This window comes from Novosphingobium flavum (genome assembly GCF_014230315.1).
Taxonomy (GTDB): Bacteria; Pseudomonadota; Alphaproteobacteria; order Sphingomonadales; family Sphingomonadaceae; genus Novosphingobium; species Novosphingobium flavum.
Window position 1 is genome coordinate 112901 of sequence record NZ_JACLAW010000007.1, and the last position, 14329, is coordinate 127229.

Annotated in this window: 17 protein-coding genes; 4 read left to right on the forward strand and 13 right to left on the reverse strand. The window is 66.8% G+C overall.

All coding sequences use genetic code 11. The features are described from left to right. Positions 1-4 precede the first annotated feature (4 nt). Positions 5-886, reverse strand: coding sequence for a UDP-2,3-diacylglucosamine diphosphatase (locus H7F51_RS10375; RefSeq protein WP_185664236.1), 882 nt, complete (start codon positions 884-886; stop codon positions 5-7). Positions 887-1094: 208 nt separating this feature from the next. Between H7F51_RS10375 and H7F51_RS10380 the strand changes: the two genes are divergently transcribed. Together H7F51_RS10380 and H7F51_RS10385 are read left to right on the forward strand one after the other, a co-directional pair. Continuing rightward, a complete protein-coding gene (locus tag H7F51_RS10380; protein WP_425491020.1) occupies positions 1095-2480 on the forward strand; it encodes an MFS transporter in 1386 nt (461 codons plus the stop codon). A 14-nt stretch (positions 2481-2494) separates the two neighbouring features. Continuing rightward, entirely contained in the window at positions 2495-3652 is a 1158-nt protein-coding gene (locus H7F51_RS10385) for a glycoside hydrolase family 68 protein (RefSeq protein WP_185664237.1), read from the forward strand. Here the strand turns inward: H7F51_RS10385 and H7F51_RS10390 are convergent, their stop codons facing one another. The 3 genes from H7F51_RS10390 to H7F51_RS10400 form a co-directional block, all read right to left on the reverse strand. Beyond that, positions 3653-4075, reverse strand: coding sequence for a GFA family protein (locus H7F51_RS10390; protein ID WP_185664238.1), 423 nt, complete (start codon positions 4073-4075; stop codon positions 3653-3655). A gap of 58 nt (positions 4076-4133) precedes the next feature. After that, the gene (locus tag H7F51_RS10395) at positions 4134-5165 is read right to left on the reverse strand and encodes a LacI family DNA-binding transcriptional regulator (RefSeq protein ID WP_185664239.1); all 1032 of its coding nucleotides are present in this window, start codon (positions 5163-5165) and stop codon (positions 4134-4136) included. Between the two features lie 75 nt (positions 5166-5240). Then, positions 5241-6155, reverse strand: a complete 915-nt coding sequence (locus H7F51_RS10400; protein ID WP_185664240.1) for an ROK family protein — start codon at positions 6153-6155, stop codon at positions 5241-5243. A gap of 115 nt (positions 6156-6270) precedes the next feature. On the opposite strand from H7F51_RS10400, the gene H7F51_RS10405 reads away from it, so the two are divergent. Both H7F51_RS10405 and H7F51_RS10410 read left to right on the forward strand, forming a co-directional pair. Then, on the forward strand, positions 6271-7422 hold the full coding sequence (locus H7F51_RS10405; protein ID WP_185664241.1) for an aminotransferase class I/II-fold pyridoxal phosphate-dependent enzyme: 1152 nt from the start codon (positions 6271-6273) through the stop codon (positions 7420-7422). A gap of 238 nt (positions 7423-7660) precedes the next feature. Then, on the forward strand, positions 7661-8101 hold the full coding sequence (locus H7F51_RS10410; RefSeq protein WP_185664242.1) for a hypothetical protein: 441 nt from the start codon (positions 7661-7663) through the stop codon (positions 8099-8101). A 32-nt stretch (positions 8102-8133) separates the two neighbouring features. On the opposite strand, the gene H7F51_RS10415 is transcribed toward H7F51_RS10410, so the two are convergent. The 9 genes from H7F51_RS10415 to fliN form a co-directional block, all read right to left on the reverse strand. Next, positions 8134-8736, reverse strand: a complete 603-nt coding sequence (locus H7F51_RS10415) for a response regulator transcription factor (protein ID WP_185664243.1) — start codon at positions 8734-8736, stop codon at positions 8134-8136. A gap of 182 nt (positions 8737-8918) precedes the next feature. Then, the gene (locus H7F51_RS10420; RefSeq protein ID WP_185664244.1) at positions 8919-9308 is read right to left on the reverse strand and encodes a flagellar export chaperone FliS; all 390 of its coding nucleotides are present in this window, start codon (positions 9306-9308) and stop codon (positions 8919-8921) included. 19 nt (positions 9309-9327) lie between these two features. Continuing rightward, positions 9328-10806 (reverse strand): flagellar filament capping protein FliD, encoded by a 1479-nt coding sequence (fliD, locus tag H7F51_RS10425; protein ID WP_185664245.1) that lies wholly within the window; start codon positions 10804-10806, stop codon positions 9328-9330. A 49-nt stretch (positions 10807-10855) separates the two neighbouring features. Next, positions 10856-11995, reverse strand: coding sequence for an EscU/YscU/HrcU family type III secretion system export apparatus switch protein (locus H7F51_RS10430; protein WP_185664246.1), 1140 nt, complete (start codon positions 11993-11995; stop codon positions 10856-10858). Continuing rightward, entirely contained in the window at positions 11992-12771 is a 780-nt protein-coding gene (fliR, locus tag H7F51_RS10435; protein ID WP_185664247.1) for a flagellar biosynthetic protein FliR, read from the reverse strand. Before fliR ends, H7F51_RS10430 begins: the two co-directional genes overlap by 4 nt. Then, positions 12771-13046, reverse strand: coding sequence for a flagellar biosynthetic protein FliQ (locus tag H7F51_RS10440; protein WP_185664248.1), 276 nt, complete (start codon positions 13044-13046; stop codon positions 12771-12773). Before H7F51_RS10440 ends, fliR begins: the two co-directional genes overlap by 1 nt. Next, positions 13046-13771 (reverse strand): flagellar type III secretion system pore protein FliP, encoded by a 726-nt coding sequence (gene fliP, locus H7F51_RS10445; protein ID WP_343061271.1) that lies wholly within the window; start codon positions 13769-13771, stop codon positions 13046-13048. Before fliP ends, H7F51_RS10440 begins: the two co-directional genes overlap by 1 nt. 23 nt (positions 13772-13794) lie before the next feature. Further along, positions 13795-14064, reverse strand: a complete 270-nt coding sequence (locus H7F51_RS10450; protein WP_185664250.1) for a flagellar biosynthetic protein FliO — start codon at positions 14062-14064, stop codon at positions 13795-13797. Beyond that, positions 14064-14327, reverse strand: coding sequence for a flagellar motor switch protein FliN (gene fliN / locus H7F51_RS10455; RefSeq protein WP_185664251.1), 264 nt, complete (start codon positions 14325-14327; stop codon positions 14064-14066). Before fliN ends, H7F51_RS10450 begins: the two co-directional genes overlap by 1 nt. Positions 14328-14329 lie beyond the last annotated feature (2 nt).

A 14329-nucleotide genomic window follows, 5' to 3' on the forward strand; every position in this document is an offset into this window, starting at 1 on the left:
GCGCTCATGCGACCAACTCCCCTTCGCGCACGGGATTTGCGGCAGCGCGCCGGTTTTCCTCGGCCCAGTCGAGGATGTGCATCCGGCCGTCGGCTTCCTCGACCAGCGCGGTGCAGCTCTCCACCCAGTCGCCATCGTTGTAATAGGTCACCGCGCCGATCCGGCGGATCTCGGCGCAGTGGATGTGGCCGCAGACGATGCCGTCGGCCCCGCGCGAAAGCGCTTCCTGCGCGACGGCTTCCTCGAAGTTGGAAACGTACTGGACCGCGTTCTTGACGCGCTTCTTGAGATAGCTCGACAGCGACCAGTAGGGCAGGCGGAACATCCGGCGCACCCGGTTGACCACGACGTTCAGGCGCAGCAGCAGGCCGTAGGCCTTGTCGCCCAGGAAGGCGAGCCAGCGGGCATAGAGCACGACCCCATCATAGGCATCGCCGTGCTGGACCAGCAGGCGGCGCCCGTCGGCCGTTTCGTGGATCGCTTCCAGCACCAGTTCCACCCCGCCGAAGGTGAGCCCGGCATAGTCGCGCAGCACCTCGTCGTGATTGCCGGCGACGAAGACCACGCGGGTGCCGCGGTGCGCCATCTTGAGGATCCGGCGGATCACCTCGTTGTGGGCATCGGGCCAGTACCAGCCCTTGCGCAGCCGCCAGCCGTCGACGATGTCGCCGACGAGGTAGAGCGTCTCGCACTCGATCGCGCGGAGGAAATCGACCAGCAGCGCCGCATTGCAGCCGCGCGTGCCGAGGTGGATGTCGGAAATCCACACGGTGCGGACCTTGCGCTTGGGGCGGAAGCCGCGCGGATCTGGCAGGTCGAGCCAATCGGGGATCGAGGGGCGCCCGGTGGCTGCGGGCGGATCGAGCAGGGTGGCGGTATCGAACATCGCAGGGAAACCCTTCGCGGGGATGATGGCAAAGGGGTGCCATGCGCAGGTTTCGAGGTGGTGACGGCTTGGCGACAGTTTGGTTACATCCGCGCAGATCTGAGCATGCAATCGATTGTTGCAATCGTTTTGCAAATATGCCATTGCCACTTTCGGAATGCCGGTAGAGCATCCGCCCCCAAGCCTGCTCTGTGGGAGAGCGATTGCGATGGAAGTGCCAGTATCCGTGCCGCGACCGCACCTGTCGCTCTCCCGCATTCTCGAGATGAACCTGGGGTTCCTGGGTCTCCAGTTCAGTTTCGGCCTGCAGCAGGGGAACATGGGGCCGATCTATTCCTACCTCGGCGCAAGCGAGGGTGCCCTCCCGCTGCTGCAACTGGCCGGGCCGATGACCGGGTTGCTGGTCCAGCCGCTGATCGGCGCCCTGTCCGACCGGACGGGCAGCAAGTGGGGGCGGCGTACGCCCTATTTCCTTGCCGGAGCTCTGCTCTGTGCGCTGGGCCTGCTGTTCATGCCGCTCGCATCGTCGCTGCTGATGGCGGCCTCGCTGCTGTGGCTGCTCGATGCCGGCAACAACATCACGATGGAGCCATACCGGGCCTACGTCGCCGACCGGCTCGATCCGGGCCAGCGTCAGTTCGGTTTCCTGACGCAGAGCGCCTTCACCGGCCTTGCCCAGATGCTGGCCTATCTCACGCCGTCGCTGCTGGTAATGGCCGGGATGGACCGCGACTGGGTCGATCCCCACGGCATTCCCTATACGGTGCGGGTGGTGTTCTGGGCCGGGGCGGCGCTCTCGCTCGGCACGATCGTCTGGTCCGTGCTGCGGGTGCCCGAACTGCCACTGGGCGATGCGGACCGCGCGCGGATCGCTGCCGCGCCCAAGGGCTTCGGTGCGGCCCTGACCGAGATCGGCGCCGCGATCCGCGAGATGCCCATCGCCATGCGCAAACTCGGCCTGATGAGCCTGTTCCAGTGGTTCGCCTTCTGGGGTTACTGGACCTATGTAACTTACGTCGTCGCGCGCAATGTCTACGGCACGGCCGATCCGGCGAGTGGCGGTTTTCACGAGGCCGTTTTGACCAATGGCCAGATGGCGGCCTTCTACAATCTCGTCGCTTTCGTGGCCGCTTTCGCCATGGTTCCGCTGGTCCGCCGGATCGGGCCGGGGCCGGTTCATGCGCTGTGCCTGATGGCGGGCGGGGCGGGCATGCTCGCCCTGCCGCTGGTCACTGCCAAGGCCGCCCTGTTCGTGCCGATGCTGGGCATCGGCCTGGCCTGGGGCAGCACCATGGGCAACCCCTATGCGATCCTCTCGAATTCGATCCCGCCCGAGCGGACCGGGGTCTACATGGGGATCTTCAACATGATGATCGTCCTGCCCATGCTCGGGTTCTCGGTGTTGATGAGCTCGCTCGACCTCGGCTTCGTGACCTTCGGCTTCGGCATGTACGAGAAACTCCTGGCCGGCGATCCGCGCAACCTGCTCTCGCTGTGCGGGGCCTGCCTGATTGCCGCAGGCTTTGCGGTCCTGTGGGTGCGTGAAGGTCGCGCCCCGGCTGCGCTCGCAAGCCCCGGAATGCTCCATTCGTGATTGATGGGAAGATGATGCCTGACGATACCCTTTCGCACGCCCATTCCGGCAATCCTTTGCAGGTGCGCCCGCTGGCGACCGGCGCCTGGCGGCCTGAACGGTTCGGTGCTGATGGCGGGCATATTCCCCTGATCGGGGCGGAGGATGTTCGCCCCCTCGTGCCCGGGCTCGACCTGTGGGACTGCTGGCCGCTCACCCGCGATGATGGCAGCACAGCCGCGATCGGCGGGCGGCATTACTGGTTCTTCCTCAGCGCCCCGCAGTTTCCCGACCCGGTCCAGCGCCATGGCCAGGCCCGCATCCGCCTGCTTTCGCACGGCGCCGACGGCTGGCGCGACCATGGCAATGCCTTGCCCGACGGGCTTAACCCCGGTTCGCGCGAATGGGCCGGCTCAGCGGTTCTGCACGAGGACGGGGTGTCGCTGACCCTGTACTTCACCGCAGCCGGAAGGCGCGGGGAGCAGGCCCTCACTTTCGAGCAGCGGCTCTTTGCCGTGGATGGCCGCCTCGGACCCGGCGGGACCGGCGATTGGGGCGAGCCGGCCGAGATCGTCGCGGCCGATGGTTCGCTCTATGCCCTGGCCAACGATGCGGTCGAACGCGGCCCCGGCACCCTCAAGGCCTTTCGTGATCCGTTCTACTTCCGCGATCCTGCCACCGGCAAGGCGCACATCGTGTTCACCGCCAGCGCAGGGTGGAGCGACGATCCGCACAACGGCATGATCGGCCTCGCCACGCTGACCAAGCAGGGCTGGATACTAGGCGACCCATTGGTCGAGGCGATCGGCGTCAACAACGAACTGGAGCGGGCCCAGGCCCATTTCCGCGACGGGCGCTATTACCTGTTCTGGTCGACCCAGTCCCACACCTTCGCCCCCGGCGCGCCGAAGGGGCCCAACGGGCTCTACGGCATGGTCGGCGAAAGCCTGCGCGGGCCGTGGCGGCCGGTCAACGGCTCGGGGCTGGTGGCAGCCAATCCGGCGAACGAGCCGGCCCAGTCCTATTCCTGGGTGGTGACCGGGGAGGACGAGGTCTGGTCGTTCGTCGACTACTGGGGGCTGGCGGGACGCGGGATTGCCGACCATCCCGAACTGCTGCGCAGCCACTTTGGCGGCACAGCCGCGCCGGTGTTCAAGCTGGCCTTCGCCGGCGACCGGGTGGACGTCATCTGATCACCGGGCGGCGGGAGCGTCGCCGATGATCCGCGCTTCCCGCCAATAGCCGAACTCACCTTCGCCGGGCCAGGCTCGCCCGTCGGGAAAACGCAGTTCGATCCCGGCAAGTTCGCTCTCGTCGGCCAGCCACATGTTCACACCCATCAGGGTATTGCCATATTTCGCCACGGCGCTCTCGGTCAGGCTGAAATGAGTGGTCGAGCCGCAGACCGGGCAGAAATGAAAGTTCGTCCCCGGCTCCGCCTTGTCGCTGCGGTGATAGGCGGTCGTGGCACCCGTGATGTGCACTTCGGAAGGATGGAAATAACCCCACCGCGCGCCCGACTTGCCGCAGATGGAGCAATTGCAGGCGTTGATATAGTCGGGCCGCTTGCCAAGCGTGATGCGGACCGCGCCGCAGTGGCAGGAAAATGTCTTCATGCCCGCGTCATACAGCCCCGGGCGGGGGCGAGGCAATTGGTCCGGCCCGGTACCCGGCTCAGGCGCTTTCGCGGACGATCAGCCGGGGCTCCATCACCAGCGAGTCGGTCTCTTCCCCCGCGATCCGGCGCAGCAGACGCGAAACCATTTCCTCGGCGCCGCGTCCGATCTGTTGGTGGATGGAGCTGAGCTGCGGAACGGTCTGCGTCGCCAGCGGCAAGTCGTCGAAGCCAACCAGTGCGATGTCGCGCGGCACTTGCTGTCCGCGCTCGTGCAATTGGCGCAGGGTGGCCATGGCGATCACGTCGGAGGCGGTGAAGATGCCGGTGATGGCCGGGTCCATCGCCTCGAGATCGGCGGCGATCCGCTCGGCCATATTGTCGGTTGCGAGGGGGGTGGCAAACAGCTCGATGTTGGCCCCGGTTCCTGCCTCGGCCACGGCGGCACGGGCGCCCTTGAGGCGCTCCTCGATCTCGATGCCGCGAATGTCGCCGAAAAAGGCAAGGCGCTTGCGGCCCTGCGCGAGCAGGTGCTGCGCCGCGAGCTTGCCGCCGGTGAAATTGTCGGTCCCTACCGCGCAGTGCACCTGCCCCGGCTGGTGGACGCCCCAGGCGACCAGCGGGCGATAGTGAGCGGCGACCTGTTCGATCACTGCGAACTGGTCGGACTGGCCGATCATCAGCACTCCTTCCAGCATCCCGGAATCGACCAGTCGTTCCAGCCACTCGTCGTTGTGCTCGGGAATGACGCGGCTCAGCATCAGGTCATACCCGCGCTCGGTCAACGCGTCGGCCAGATAGCCCAGCAAGGTCATGAAGAAGGGGTCTGAAATATGCTGGCGCTTGTCATGGCCAAGCGGAATGACCACGCCGATCACGCCGGTCTGCCCGGTGCGCAAGCGGCTCGCCATCTGGTTGGGGCGGAAGCCGTGTTCGCGGGCCAGGGCCTGAATTCGTTCACGCGTCTCGCGGTTGACCAGGTCCTTGCCCGCCAGTGCACGCGAAACCGTGCCCGCCGACACCCCCGCGAGCTTTGCCAACTCCGAGATGTTTCGGATCCGGCGCGGCTTGTCCCGAGATTCCGTTGCCATTCGCTCGCCCAGTGTCCCCATTGGACAGGTTGTTATCGGTGCTGCCCCATTGCGCCCCTGTTCCGAATCAGGGGCTTACGCGGCGGCGTCACGCTGCGCAATGGCCTGTCGAGCAAGTTCTGCCGCTCCCGTAATTCCGGCTTCGTCGCCCAGGCCGGGCGAGACGATGTAGTGTTCCAGCTCCGGATCGTCATGGAGATGGGCGACATAGCCTGCCAGCCGCCGTGCGGTTTCGCGGCGCAGCGCGGGGATCAGGCCCGGCGCCTTCATCACGCCGCCGCCGAACACCAACCGGTCCGGAGCGTGAAGCAAGACGAGATTGGTTGCAAGATCAGCCAGATAGCCCGAGATGAGCGCCACGGCCGGCGCCGGATCAGCCATGGCATCAAGGCTGTCTCCGAAGCGTGCGCGGATCGCCGGGCCGGCGGCCAGCCCCTCGAGGCAATCGCCGTGGTAGGGGCAGAGGCCATCGAACGGATCGCGCGCGCGGTCGTGCGCCACCGGGATGTGCCCGGATTCGTAGTGGCTGAAGCCGGCCATCGGGCGCAGGTCCCGCACCACGCCGGTACCGATCCCGGTGCCGACGGTGGTATAGGCTAAAGTCCGGCAACCCTTGCCCGCGCCGCTCAGCGCCTCGCCCAGCGCGGCGCCGTTGACGTCGGTGTCGACCTTGAGCGGCACGCCGAGCGGGCGGAGCCAGTCGATGAAGCTGGCGCCTGACCAGCCGGGCTTTGGAGTGGTGGTAATCGTGCCGTAAGTGGGCGAGGCGGGGTCGATGTCGAGCGGGCCGAAGCTGGCGACGCCGATCGCGGCAAGCTCGCCGTGCCCGGACGGGGCTTCGCTGAAGAAGCGGATGACCTCGGGCATGGTTTCCGCCGCCGTCAGGGTCGCAATGCGTTGCTCCGCTACAATCCGCCCGGCTTCGTCCATCAGGGCGAGGACGAACTTGGTCCCGCCAGCCTCGATCGCGCCGATCAGGGGTTTGGCCATGCTTCCAGTCTCCCGTTTATCGTTGCCGCTTGAATGCCCTTACAGGCAAGAGATTGCAATCGATTGTTGTATCCCGCTCTTGTGCAGCGGCGGAGACGATCCTAGCAGCAACGCCATGAAATCGAACCTGCCCGTCGCCGCGGTCGAACCGTTTCACGCCATCGCCATTAGCCGCATCGCCCATGACCTCAAGCAGCAGGGCGCCCGGATCATCCACATGGAGTTCGGCCAGCCATCGACCGGCGCGCCCGATGCCGCCATCGCTGAGGCGCACCGCGTGCTGGACAGCGAGGCGATGGGCTATTGGGAAAGCGTACCGCTCAAGCAGCGCATCGCCCGGCACTATGCGGACCGGCACGGTCTGGCAATCGACCCGGAGCAGGTGATCCTGACCTGCGGCGCCTCGCCCGCCTTCGTGATGGCCCTGTCCTGCCTGTTCCGCCCGGGCGCGCGGGTCGCGCTGGCCCGGCCCGGCTACGTTGCCTACCGCAACACGCTGCGGGCTCATTATCTCGAGCCGGTTGAACTCGCCTGCGGGCCGGACGAGCGCTTTCAGGTGACCGCCGCCGCCCTTGCCGCGCTTGATCCGGCGCCGGACGGGCTGATCCTGGCCAGTCCGGCCAATCCCACCGGCACGATCATCGCGGAGGACGAGCTGGCGGCGATAGCCGAAGTCTGCCGCGAACGCGGGATCAGGGTCATTTCCGACGAGATTTACCACGGCCTCAGCTACGGTGCCCCGGCCGCCTCGATGCTCGAGCATCTGGAGGATGCGCTGGTGGTCAACAGCTTCTCCAAGTATTTCTCGATGCCGGGTTGGCGGCTCGGCTGGCTGGTCGTGCCCGCGGCGCTGATCGGCGCGGCGCGGGCGCGGATGGGCAACCTGTTCCTGACCCCGCCGGTGATCGCCCAGCGCGCGGGCCTGGTTGCCTTCGATTGCGAGGAGCAACTCCAGTCCTACCTCGCGACCTATGCCCGCAACCGGGAGCTGATGCTCGCGGCCTTGCCCGCGCTGGGGCTGGACCGCATCGCCCCGCCGGACGGCGCCTTCTACATCTATGCCGACATCGGGCACCTGACCGACGACAGCCTGGCATTCTGCGAGAAACTGCTGCGCGAGACCGCCGTGGCCACGGCTCCTGGCATCGACTTCGACCCGGTGGACGGCCGGTCCTTCATGCGATTCAGCTTTGCCGTCTCGACCGCCGAGGTGGAGGAAGCAATCGCCCGGATGGTGCCATGGTTCGCCGCCCAGCCGCGGCGCTGAACTGTGCGGGCAGAGCGCGCCTTGCGTTGTAAAAGAACCTGAAAATCTGCCATTTAACGCATGTGCGTCATGCGTCTTCCTGCGTAGGACACCGTTCAGTCAGGCTTCAGCAGATGTAGCGGATTGATACGCCTGTCGGAATCGCGGGTTTGTCCGCGATTGACTCGTGTCCAGCAGCCGCGGATTAACGTCCGGCTGCAAAAGAGCGTAAACGAGGCTCATGCCCAAGAAGCCGCCTATGCCGAACGACGAAATGAGCTTGTGGCGATACCGCGCGGGCGAGCTGGCTCTTGCCTGCGGGGGTTCGTTTGCGGCTGACGAAGTCGAGCGCCTGCGCGAGCTGCTCCACCTGCTGCGCCGGGCGCCGCTCGGGCTCGATCCGGGCCTTTGCCTCCCCGACGCGGCGCGGGTCGAGCCGCTGCTCGCCGCGGGCGGGGCCATTGCCGTTGCCCTGTCGCTATTCGACGGCTCCGAGGCCGGCTACATCCTCTCGCGCGGCGGCGCGGGGCAGCACATCGCCTCGGTGTTCCTGCCCGGCGCGGGTGAGGAAACCAACGCTGGCGGTGAGTCGGCGTCCCTTGCCATGCTCGGTGCGCTCTGCCTCGCCCTGGCGGAATTGACCGCAGGCGTGCCGATTTCGCCCGACTTGCGGGCTCCGGACGGCGCGCGCCTTAACTGACCTGCCCGCAGGTTTGGCCGGCGGCCGGCACCTCAGTTGACCAGCGAAGCCTCGATCGCGATGCGGATCGCCTCGGACGTGTGATTGGCGCCCATCTTGTTCAGCATGTTGGCGCGGTGAATTTCCACGGTACGCGGGCTGATGTTGAGCTTCTCGCCGATCAGGCGGTTGGACAGGCCGCCGGCCACGCCGGTCAGCACCTCGCGTTCGCGCTTGGTCAGCCGTTCGACCCGGCTGCGCGCCACCGCCTCGCGCAGCTTCGAGCCGGCCACCGACTGGGCGCGTCCTTCCGCCAGCCGCACGCTCTCGGCCAGGTCCGCTTCCTCGAACGGCCAGACCAGATAATCCACCGCGCCCTGCATCACGGCCTCGACGATCCGGCGGATCGAGGGCTGTTCCGCAAAGGCGATGATCGGCAGCCAGTCCCCGCTGCGGCCCATGTGTTCGAGCAGCCCGTTGATCGCATCGTCGCTGTCATGAACCAGCAGCATCCCGTCGCGCGGCCAGCGCGAGACCAGTTCCGCCGTATCCTCGAAAGGCTCGACATGCAGGTCGCTGCCGGCGAGGCAGTGGGAGATGGCGGCACGACGGCGGAAGTCGCCATCGACGAGGAGGATGTTGGTGCGTCGGCTCATGGCAAAAACTTTAAGCGCAGGTGCCATAAGGGGAGAAACGGAGACGCCTCCGCTTCGGACGTTGCACTGCAATCGTTTTATCCGTTTCGGGCGCGAAACTTTGCTGAAAAGCTTGCCCGGTGCGAATCCCTAGTGAGAATCACGAGGCCGACAATTTCCGGGATTACGGCGCACAAATGCGATCACGAGCCGGGGCGGGCGGCGGTCAGCGCGGCAGCGATATCGACAAAGTCCTGCCGCACCTGATTGATCCGCTGCGGATCGAAAGTCAGCACGCCGTCGAGCACGGCGCCCCGCGCAGACTGGTAAAACTGCCGCAGGGCGAGCGCGACCCCCTCGCTGCCGGCCACGCCGAGCTGCAGCGCGGTAAGCGCGGACAGGGCCCGGGTCAGGGCCTTGCTCTTGTTGTGATTGTCGCCCCGCTCATATGCGAACAGGGCCGAACCGAGCGCGGCGATCAGCTGTTCGTAGCACACGGCGACCAGTTCCATCGGATCGCAGCCGCTGACCCGCGCGTCGAAATCGACCTTGCGGTAAGCATCTTGGGGGGTGTGGCGGGCGAGCAGGGTCATGGCGCTGGTTCCGGCGGGCTCAGTTGTCGCTCGAATTCCACGCGTCGATCTGGTTCTTGAGGAACGTCAGGGTCGAGGTGGAGGCGGAAATGTTGGTCTGGGTCGCGGCGAAGCGCGAGACGAGCTGGACGCGCAAGGCTTCCTGCTTGGTCGAGAGGTCGGACAGGTCGGTGGTCACCTGGGTTTTCTGGGCGGTCAACCGGGTGATCGAATTGGCCAGCGAATAGGCGTTGCCCGATGCCGCCATCTGTCGGTTGAGCCCGTCGACCGTGCCGTAGACGCCGTAAAGCCCGTTGGTGAACATGGCGGCGACGGCGGTCGGATTGTCGGCCAGGGCCTTGGCCAGCATTGCCCCGTCGAGCGCGAAAGTTCCGTCACGCTGGATCGAGACGCCAAGGTCCGACAGGGTTCGCGGCTCGCCCGCCGCGGCATTGGGCATGATCACCGTGCCGGAGAGGGCCGACAGCGCCCGCTTGAGCGCAAGCGCGCCGCCATCGCGGGCAAGGTCGCCGGTCATCGGGTCGGTGGCCGTCTTGACCTGGCTTACCATCTCGTTGAGCGCGTCGACGAGGTCGGTCATGGTCGAGCTGATCGAGGCGGTGTTGTCGGCGAAGCTGAGCGTGGCCGGGCTGCCCGCATTGGTTGCGGTCAGCTTCAGGTTCACGCCGGGTATGGCTTCGGTGATGGTGTTGGTGGCCGAGCTCATAGGCAGCCCGTCGAGCTTCCACGCCGCGTCCTGCGAGGTCTGGAGAAGCTGGTTCGATGCGCCGGTCGACGGGTTCCAGGCGAGCTGGGAGAGGCCGGGATCGGCGCTGTTCTCGCTTGCCTCGAGAATGAAGCCGTTGGCCGCGCCCTCCGCCCCCTTCATCACCAGCCGGGGGCCGTCCGTCGTGTTGGCCACATAGGCGGTGACCCCGGCCTTGGCCGCGTTGATCGCGCTGGCCACGTCGGACAGCGTCGCTCCGGCCGGGATGGTGATCGCGGCGGCGGTGTGCGCGGTATCCTCGGTGAAGCCGGTCGTGGTGGTGGTCACGCCGTTGGCGTCGGTCGTGCTCGTCTGGGCCATCGAGCCAAAGCGCAGCGTCAGGGTGCCCGAGCCGACCGTCGTCGTGGTCGACGCCACTGTCGGGCTCGCCAGGGTCTGGGCCTTGGCAAGCTGGGTGACCTCGATCGAATAGGACCCTTTCGGCGTGGCCGAGCCGGAGAGGGTGGGGGTCGCCACCGCGCTGTTGCTCATGCTCGGCTGCGGTGAGAGATCCCCGCTGCGCACCGCCGTGGCGATCGAGGTGGTCAGCGTCAGCAGGGTCGACTTGAGCGACGAGGCCGTGCTGATCTGGGCGTCCAGCGTATCGGACCTGGTGGTCAGCCGGTCGTTCTGGGTCGCGAACTGGGCGACCGAGAGGTTGGTGGCCAGCGTCGACCAGTCGATCCCTCCGCTGTTCAGCGAAGACAGGATCGTGCTGCCGGCGGAGGTCGTGGAGGAGGTGGTGGTGGCCATGTCGTTCAGGACGGCAGCCGGGGCCGGCGATTAAGCGTTTTTCCGCGCATCAGGCAGCAACCTTCTGGTCGGGGCGCCCCTCGGGGTCGAAGCGAAGTTCGAGCGGAACATGAACCTGCGGGAAGGGGCGCTCCTCGCCGCGCTTCAGCGCCATGACGAAGCCGAGCACGCCGGCCACGGCGGCATAGAGCTCCTCGCGGATCACCTGATTCTCGCGGGTGGTGAAATAGACCGAGCGGGCCAGCGCCGGGATTTCGAGCAGTGGTACGTCCAGTTCGCGCGCCAGTTCGCGCATGGCCAGCGCCTTCTCGCCGCGTCCCTTGGCCAACACGATCGGTGCCGATGCGCGTTCCGGATCATAGATCAGCGCGACCGAGAAGTGCGTGGGGTTGGTGATCACGAACTGCGCCTCGCGCATCGCCTTCTGCAGGCCGCCCATGGCCAGCTGGCGCTGACGCTGGCGGATTGCCGCCTTCTTTTCCGGGCTGCCCTCGGTCTCCTTGTGCTCGTCGCGCATTTCCTGATGGCTCATCCGCAGGCGCAGGAAACGGCGGACCCATTGCACCGGAAAGTCGATCAGGGCGATGATGACGAGCCCGAAGGTGAGGGCGAAGAGCAGCGAAGTGAGCAGGTCCCACGCGGCGGCGAGCTGGCCGGGGAGCGGCGCACGGCCAAGGTTCAGCGCGCCGGGCAGGTGCGAACGGGCCCACGACCACGCGATCACGCCGAGCAGGGCCGCCTTGGCGAGGCTCTTGCCCAGCTCGATCAGGCCATTGAGGCCGAACATCCGCTTGAGCCCGGAGAGCGGATTGATCCGGCTCGCCTTGGGGGCAAGGTTGCTGGCCAGCCAGCGGCCCTCGCCAAAGCCAAGCTGCGAGACCAGCGCCGCCAGCCCGACGACCGCGCCCAGCACGATGACCGGCGGCAGGACGGCGACGAGCGCGGCGAGCATCAGCCGGCCGGGCGAGAAATCGGTGAGCGCGGCGCGGTCGAACTGCAAGCCCGCTGACAGCTCGCCGGCAAGGATTCCCAGCAGCCACGGCCCGGCGAACTTGAGCCAGGCGGCGCCGGCCAGCATGGTCGCCGCGGTCGCCAGCTCGCGCGAGCGCAGGACGTCGCCGTTTTTCGCGGCGTCGCGTTTGCGCTTCTCGGTTGGCGCAAGGGTCTTTTCGCCGGCGCTCTCGCTCACCGCGCGATCACCTGCTCGGCCTGGCGCAAGGCCATCGCGGAAATATCGGCCATCATGTCGCCGGTCAGCGGGGCGGAAATGATCAGCGCGGCAATGCCCGCCACAACGCCGGCAGGAAGCCCGAGCGAGAACAGGTTGAGCGCCGGGGCCGAGCGGCTCAGCACGCCGGCCGCGACCTGGACCAGCAGCAGGACGAGCGTCACGGGCAGGGCGATCGCCAGCGCCGTCACGAACATCTGCCCGGCGAACTGGAGGATGAGGGCGATCCGCTCGGGCCCCAGCCAGGCATGGCCGGGCGGGAACGTGGTGTAGGACCTGATCACCAGATCGAGGAAGACGAGGTGTCCGCCGAGGCCGAGGAACACGAGGGTCAGGACGATCCCGAAATACTGGCCGAGCGCCGGGGAATGGGCGCCCGTATTGGGATCGGCGGCGGTTGCGATCGACATGCCCATGCCCGCGCCGATCACTTCGGCGGCGATCGTCGGCGCGGCGAAGGCGACCTGCAGAACGAAGCCGAGGGCGAGGCCGATCACCACTTCGGCGGCGACGGCCAGCATGCCGGGCAAGGTGAACAGGGCGGCGGGGGCCGCCACGCTGGTCCAGTTGCAGACGAGGATCGCGACCGCGCCGGTCACGATCACGCGGGCCTGTGCGGGCACGGCGGCGGCGCCGAAGAACGGCGCGGCCATGATCGCCGCGCCGATCCGGGTCATGACGAAGAGCCAGCGCCAGAATTCGGCCTCGACGGGCCCGAAACCGAAGGTGAGGTTCATCACTGGTGCCCGAGCGCCGCGATCTCGGCGAAGATTTCCTGCGTGAAATCGCCGACGAGGCCGAGCATCGAGCCGCCGAGCACGACCAGCACCAGCGCGATCGCGGCGAGCTTGGGGACGAAGGTCAGGGTCTGCTCGTTGACCGAGGTTGCCGCCTGGACGATGCCGACGACGAGGCCGACCGCGAGGCTGGCGAGGAGCACCGGGGCGGCGATCAGCGCGGTTACGTAGAGCATCCGGTCGGCCAGCGAGAGGAGGGAGGCAGTGTCTTCCATCAGCCGAAGCTCGCCGCGAGGCTGCCCATCAGCAGGGCCCAGCCATCGACCAGGACGAAGAGCAAGAGCTTGAACGGCAAGGAAACTATCGTGGGGCTCATCATCATCATGCCGAGGCTCATCAGCACCGAGGAGACGACGAGGTCGATCACCAGGAAGGGCAGGAACAGCATGAAGCCGATCTGGAAGGCGGTCTTGAGTTCGCTGGTGACGAAGGCGGGGAGGAGGATGGAGAAGGGGACATCTTCGGCGCGGGCGAATTTCGGGGCCTTGGCCATGTCGGCGAAAAGCGACAGGTCGTGCTGGCGGGTCTGGCGGATCATGAAGGCGTGGAACTGGGCGCCGGCATTGCCGATCGCCTGTTCGGCATTGATGGTTCCGGCGGAATAGGGGGCAATCGCGGTCTCGCTCACCTTGTCCAGCGTGGGGGCCATGACGAACAGCGAGAGGAACAGGGAGAGGCCGATAAGCACCTGATTCGGCGGACTTTGTTGCAGGCCGAGGGCCTGGCGCAGGATCGAAAGGACGACCAAAATGCGGGTGAAGCTGGTCATCATCAGGACGAGGCTGGGCAGGATCGTCAGCAGCCCCATGATGACGAGGAGCTGGAGCGACATGGTCAGCCCGCCGCCGGGGCCGCCGTTGGCTTGGCTGAAGGCGCGGTCGAGCGCGCCGGGGATCGCGCTCTGGGCGAAGGCGGCCGCCGGGCTCAAATACAACGCCACTGCAACGCCGCTGCAAAGCTTCTTCACGAGTGCTGCTCCCGCGCAGGAGCTTCGGCGAGCCGGGTCAGGCCGTTGCGAGAGGCCGAGACGAGGATCTCGCGGCCATGAAATTCGATCACGGCAAGCTTGAGTGTGGGCGAGAGCATAGTGGTCTCGACGATGCGGACCGACTTCGCCTGCGGGTTGGCGGCGCCATAACGGGCCTGCATCTTTTGCAGCAGCTTGAGGCTGCCCCAGATCATCGCGCCGATCAGCGGCAGGACGATGAGCAGCTTGACCACGTACCAGAGCATTACTTGCTCTCCTCGCCGCCGGTGGCGAGTTCGACGATGCGCAGGCCGAAGCGGCCATTCTCGGCAACGATTTCGCCGCGCGCGATCAGGGTGCCGTTGACCATGACATCGAGCAGTTCGTCGGTCAGGCGGTCGAGCATCACCACGCTTTCCTCGCCCAGCGCGAGGACGTCCTTGAGCTTCATTTCGGTGCGGCCGAGTTCGACCGAAAGGCGCACGTCGACATCCTTGAGGAGATCGAAGCCGCGGGCGGGAAGGGTCATGG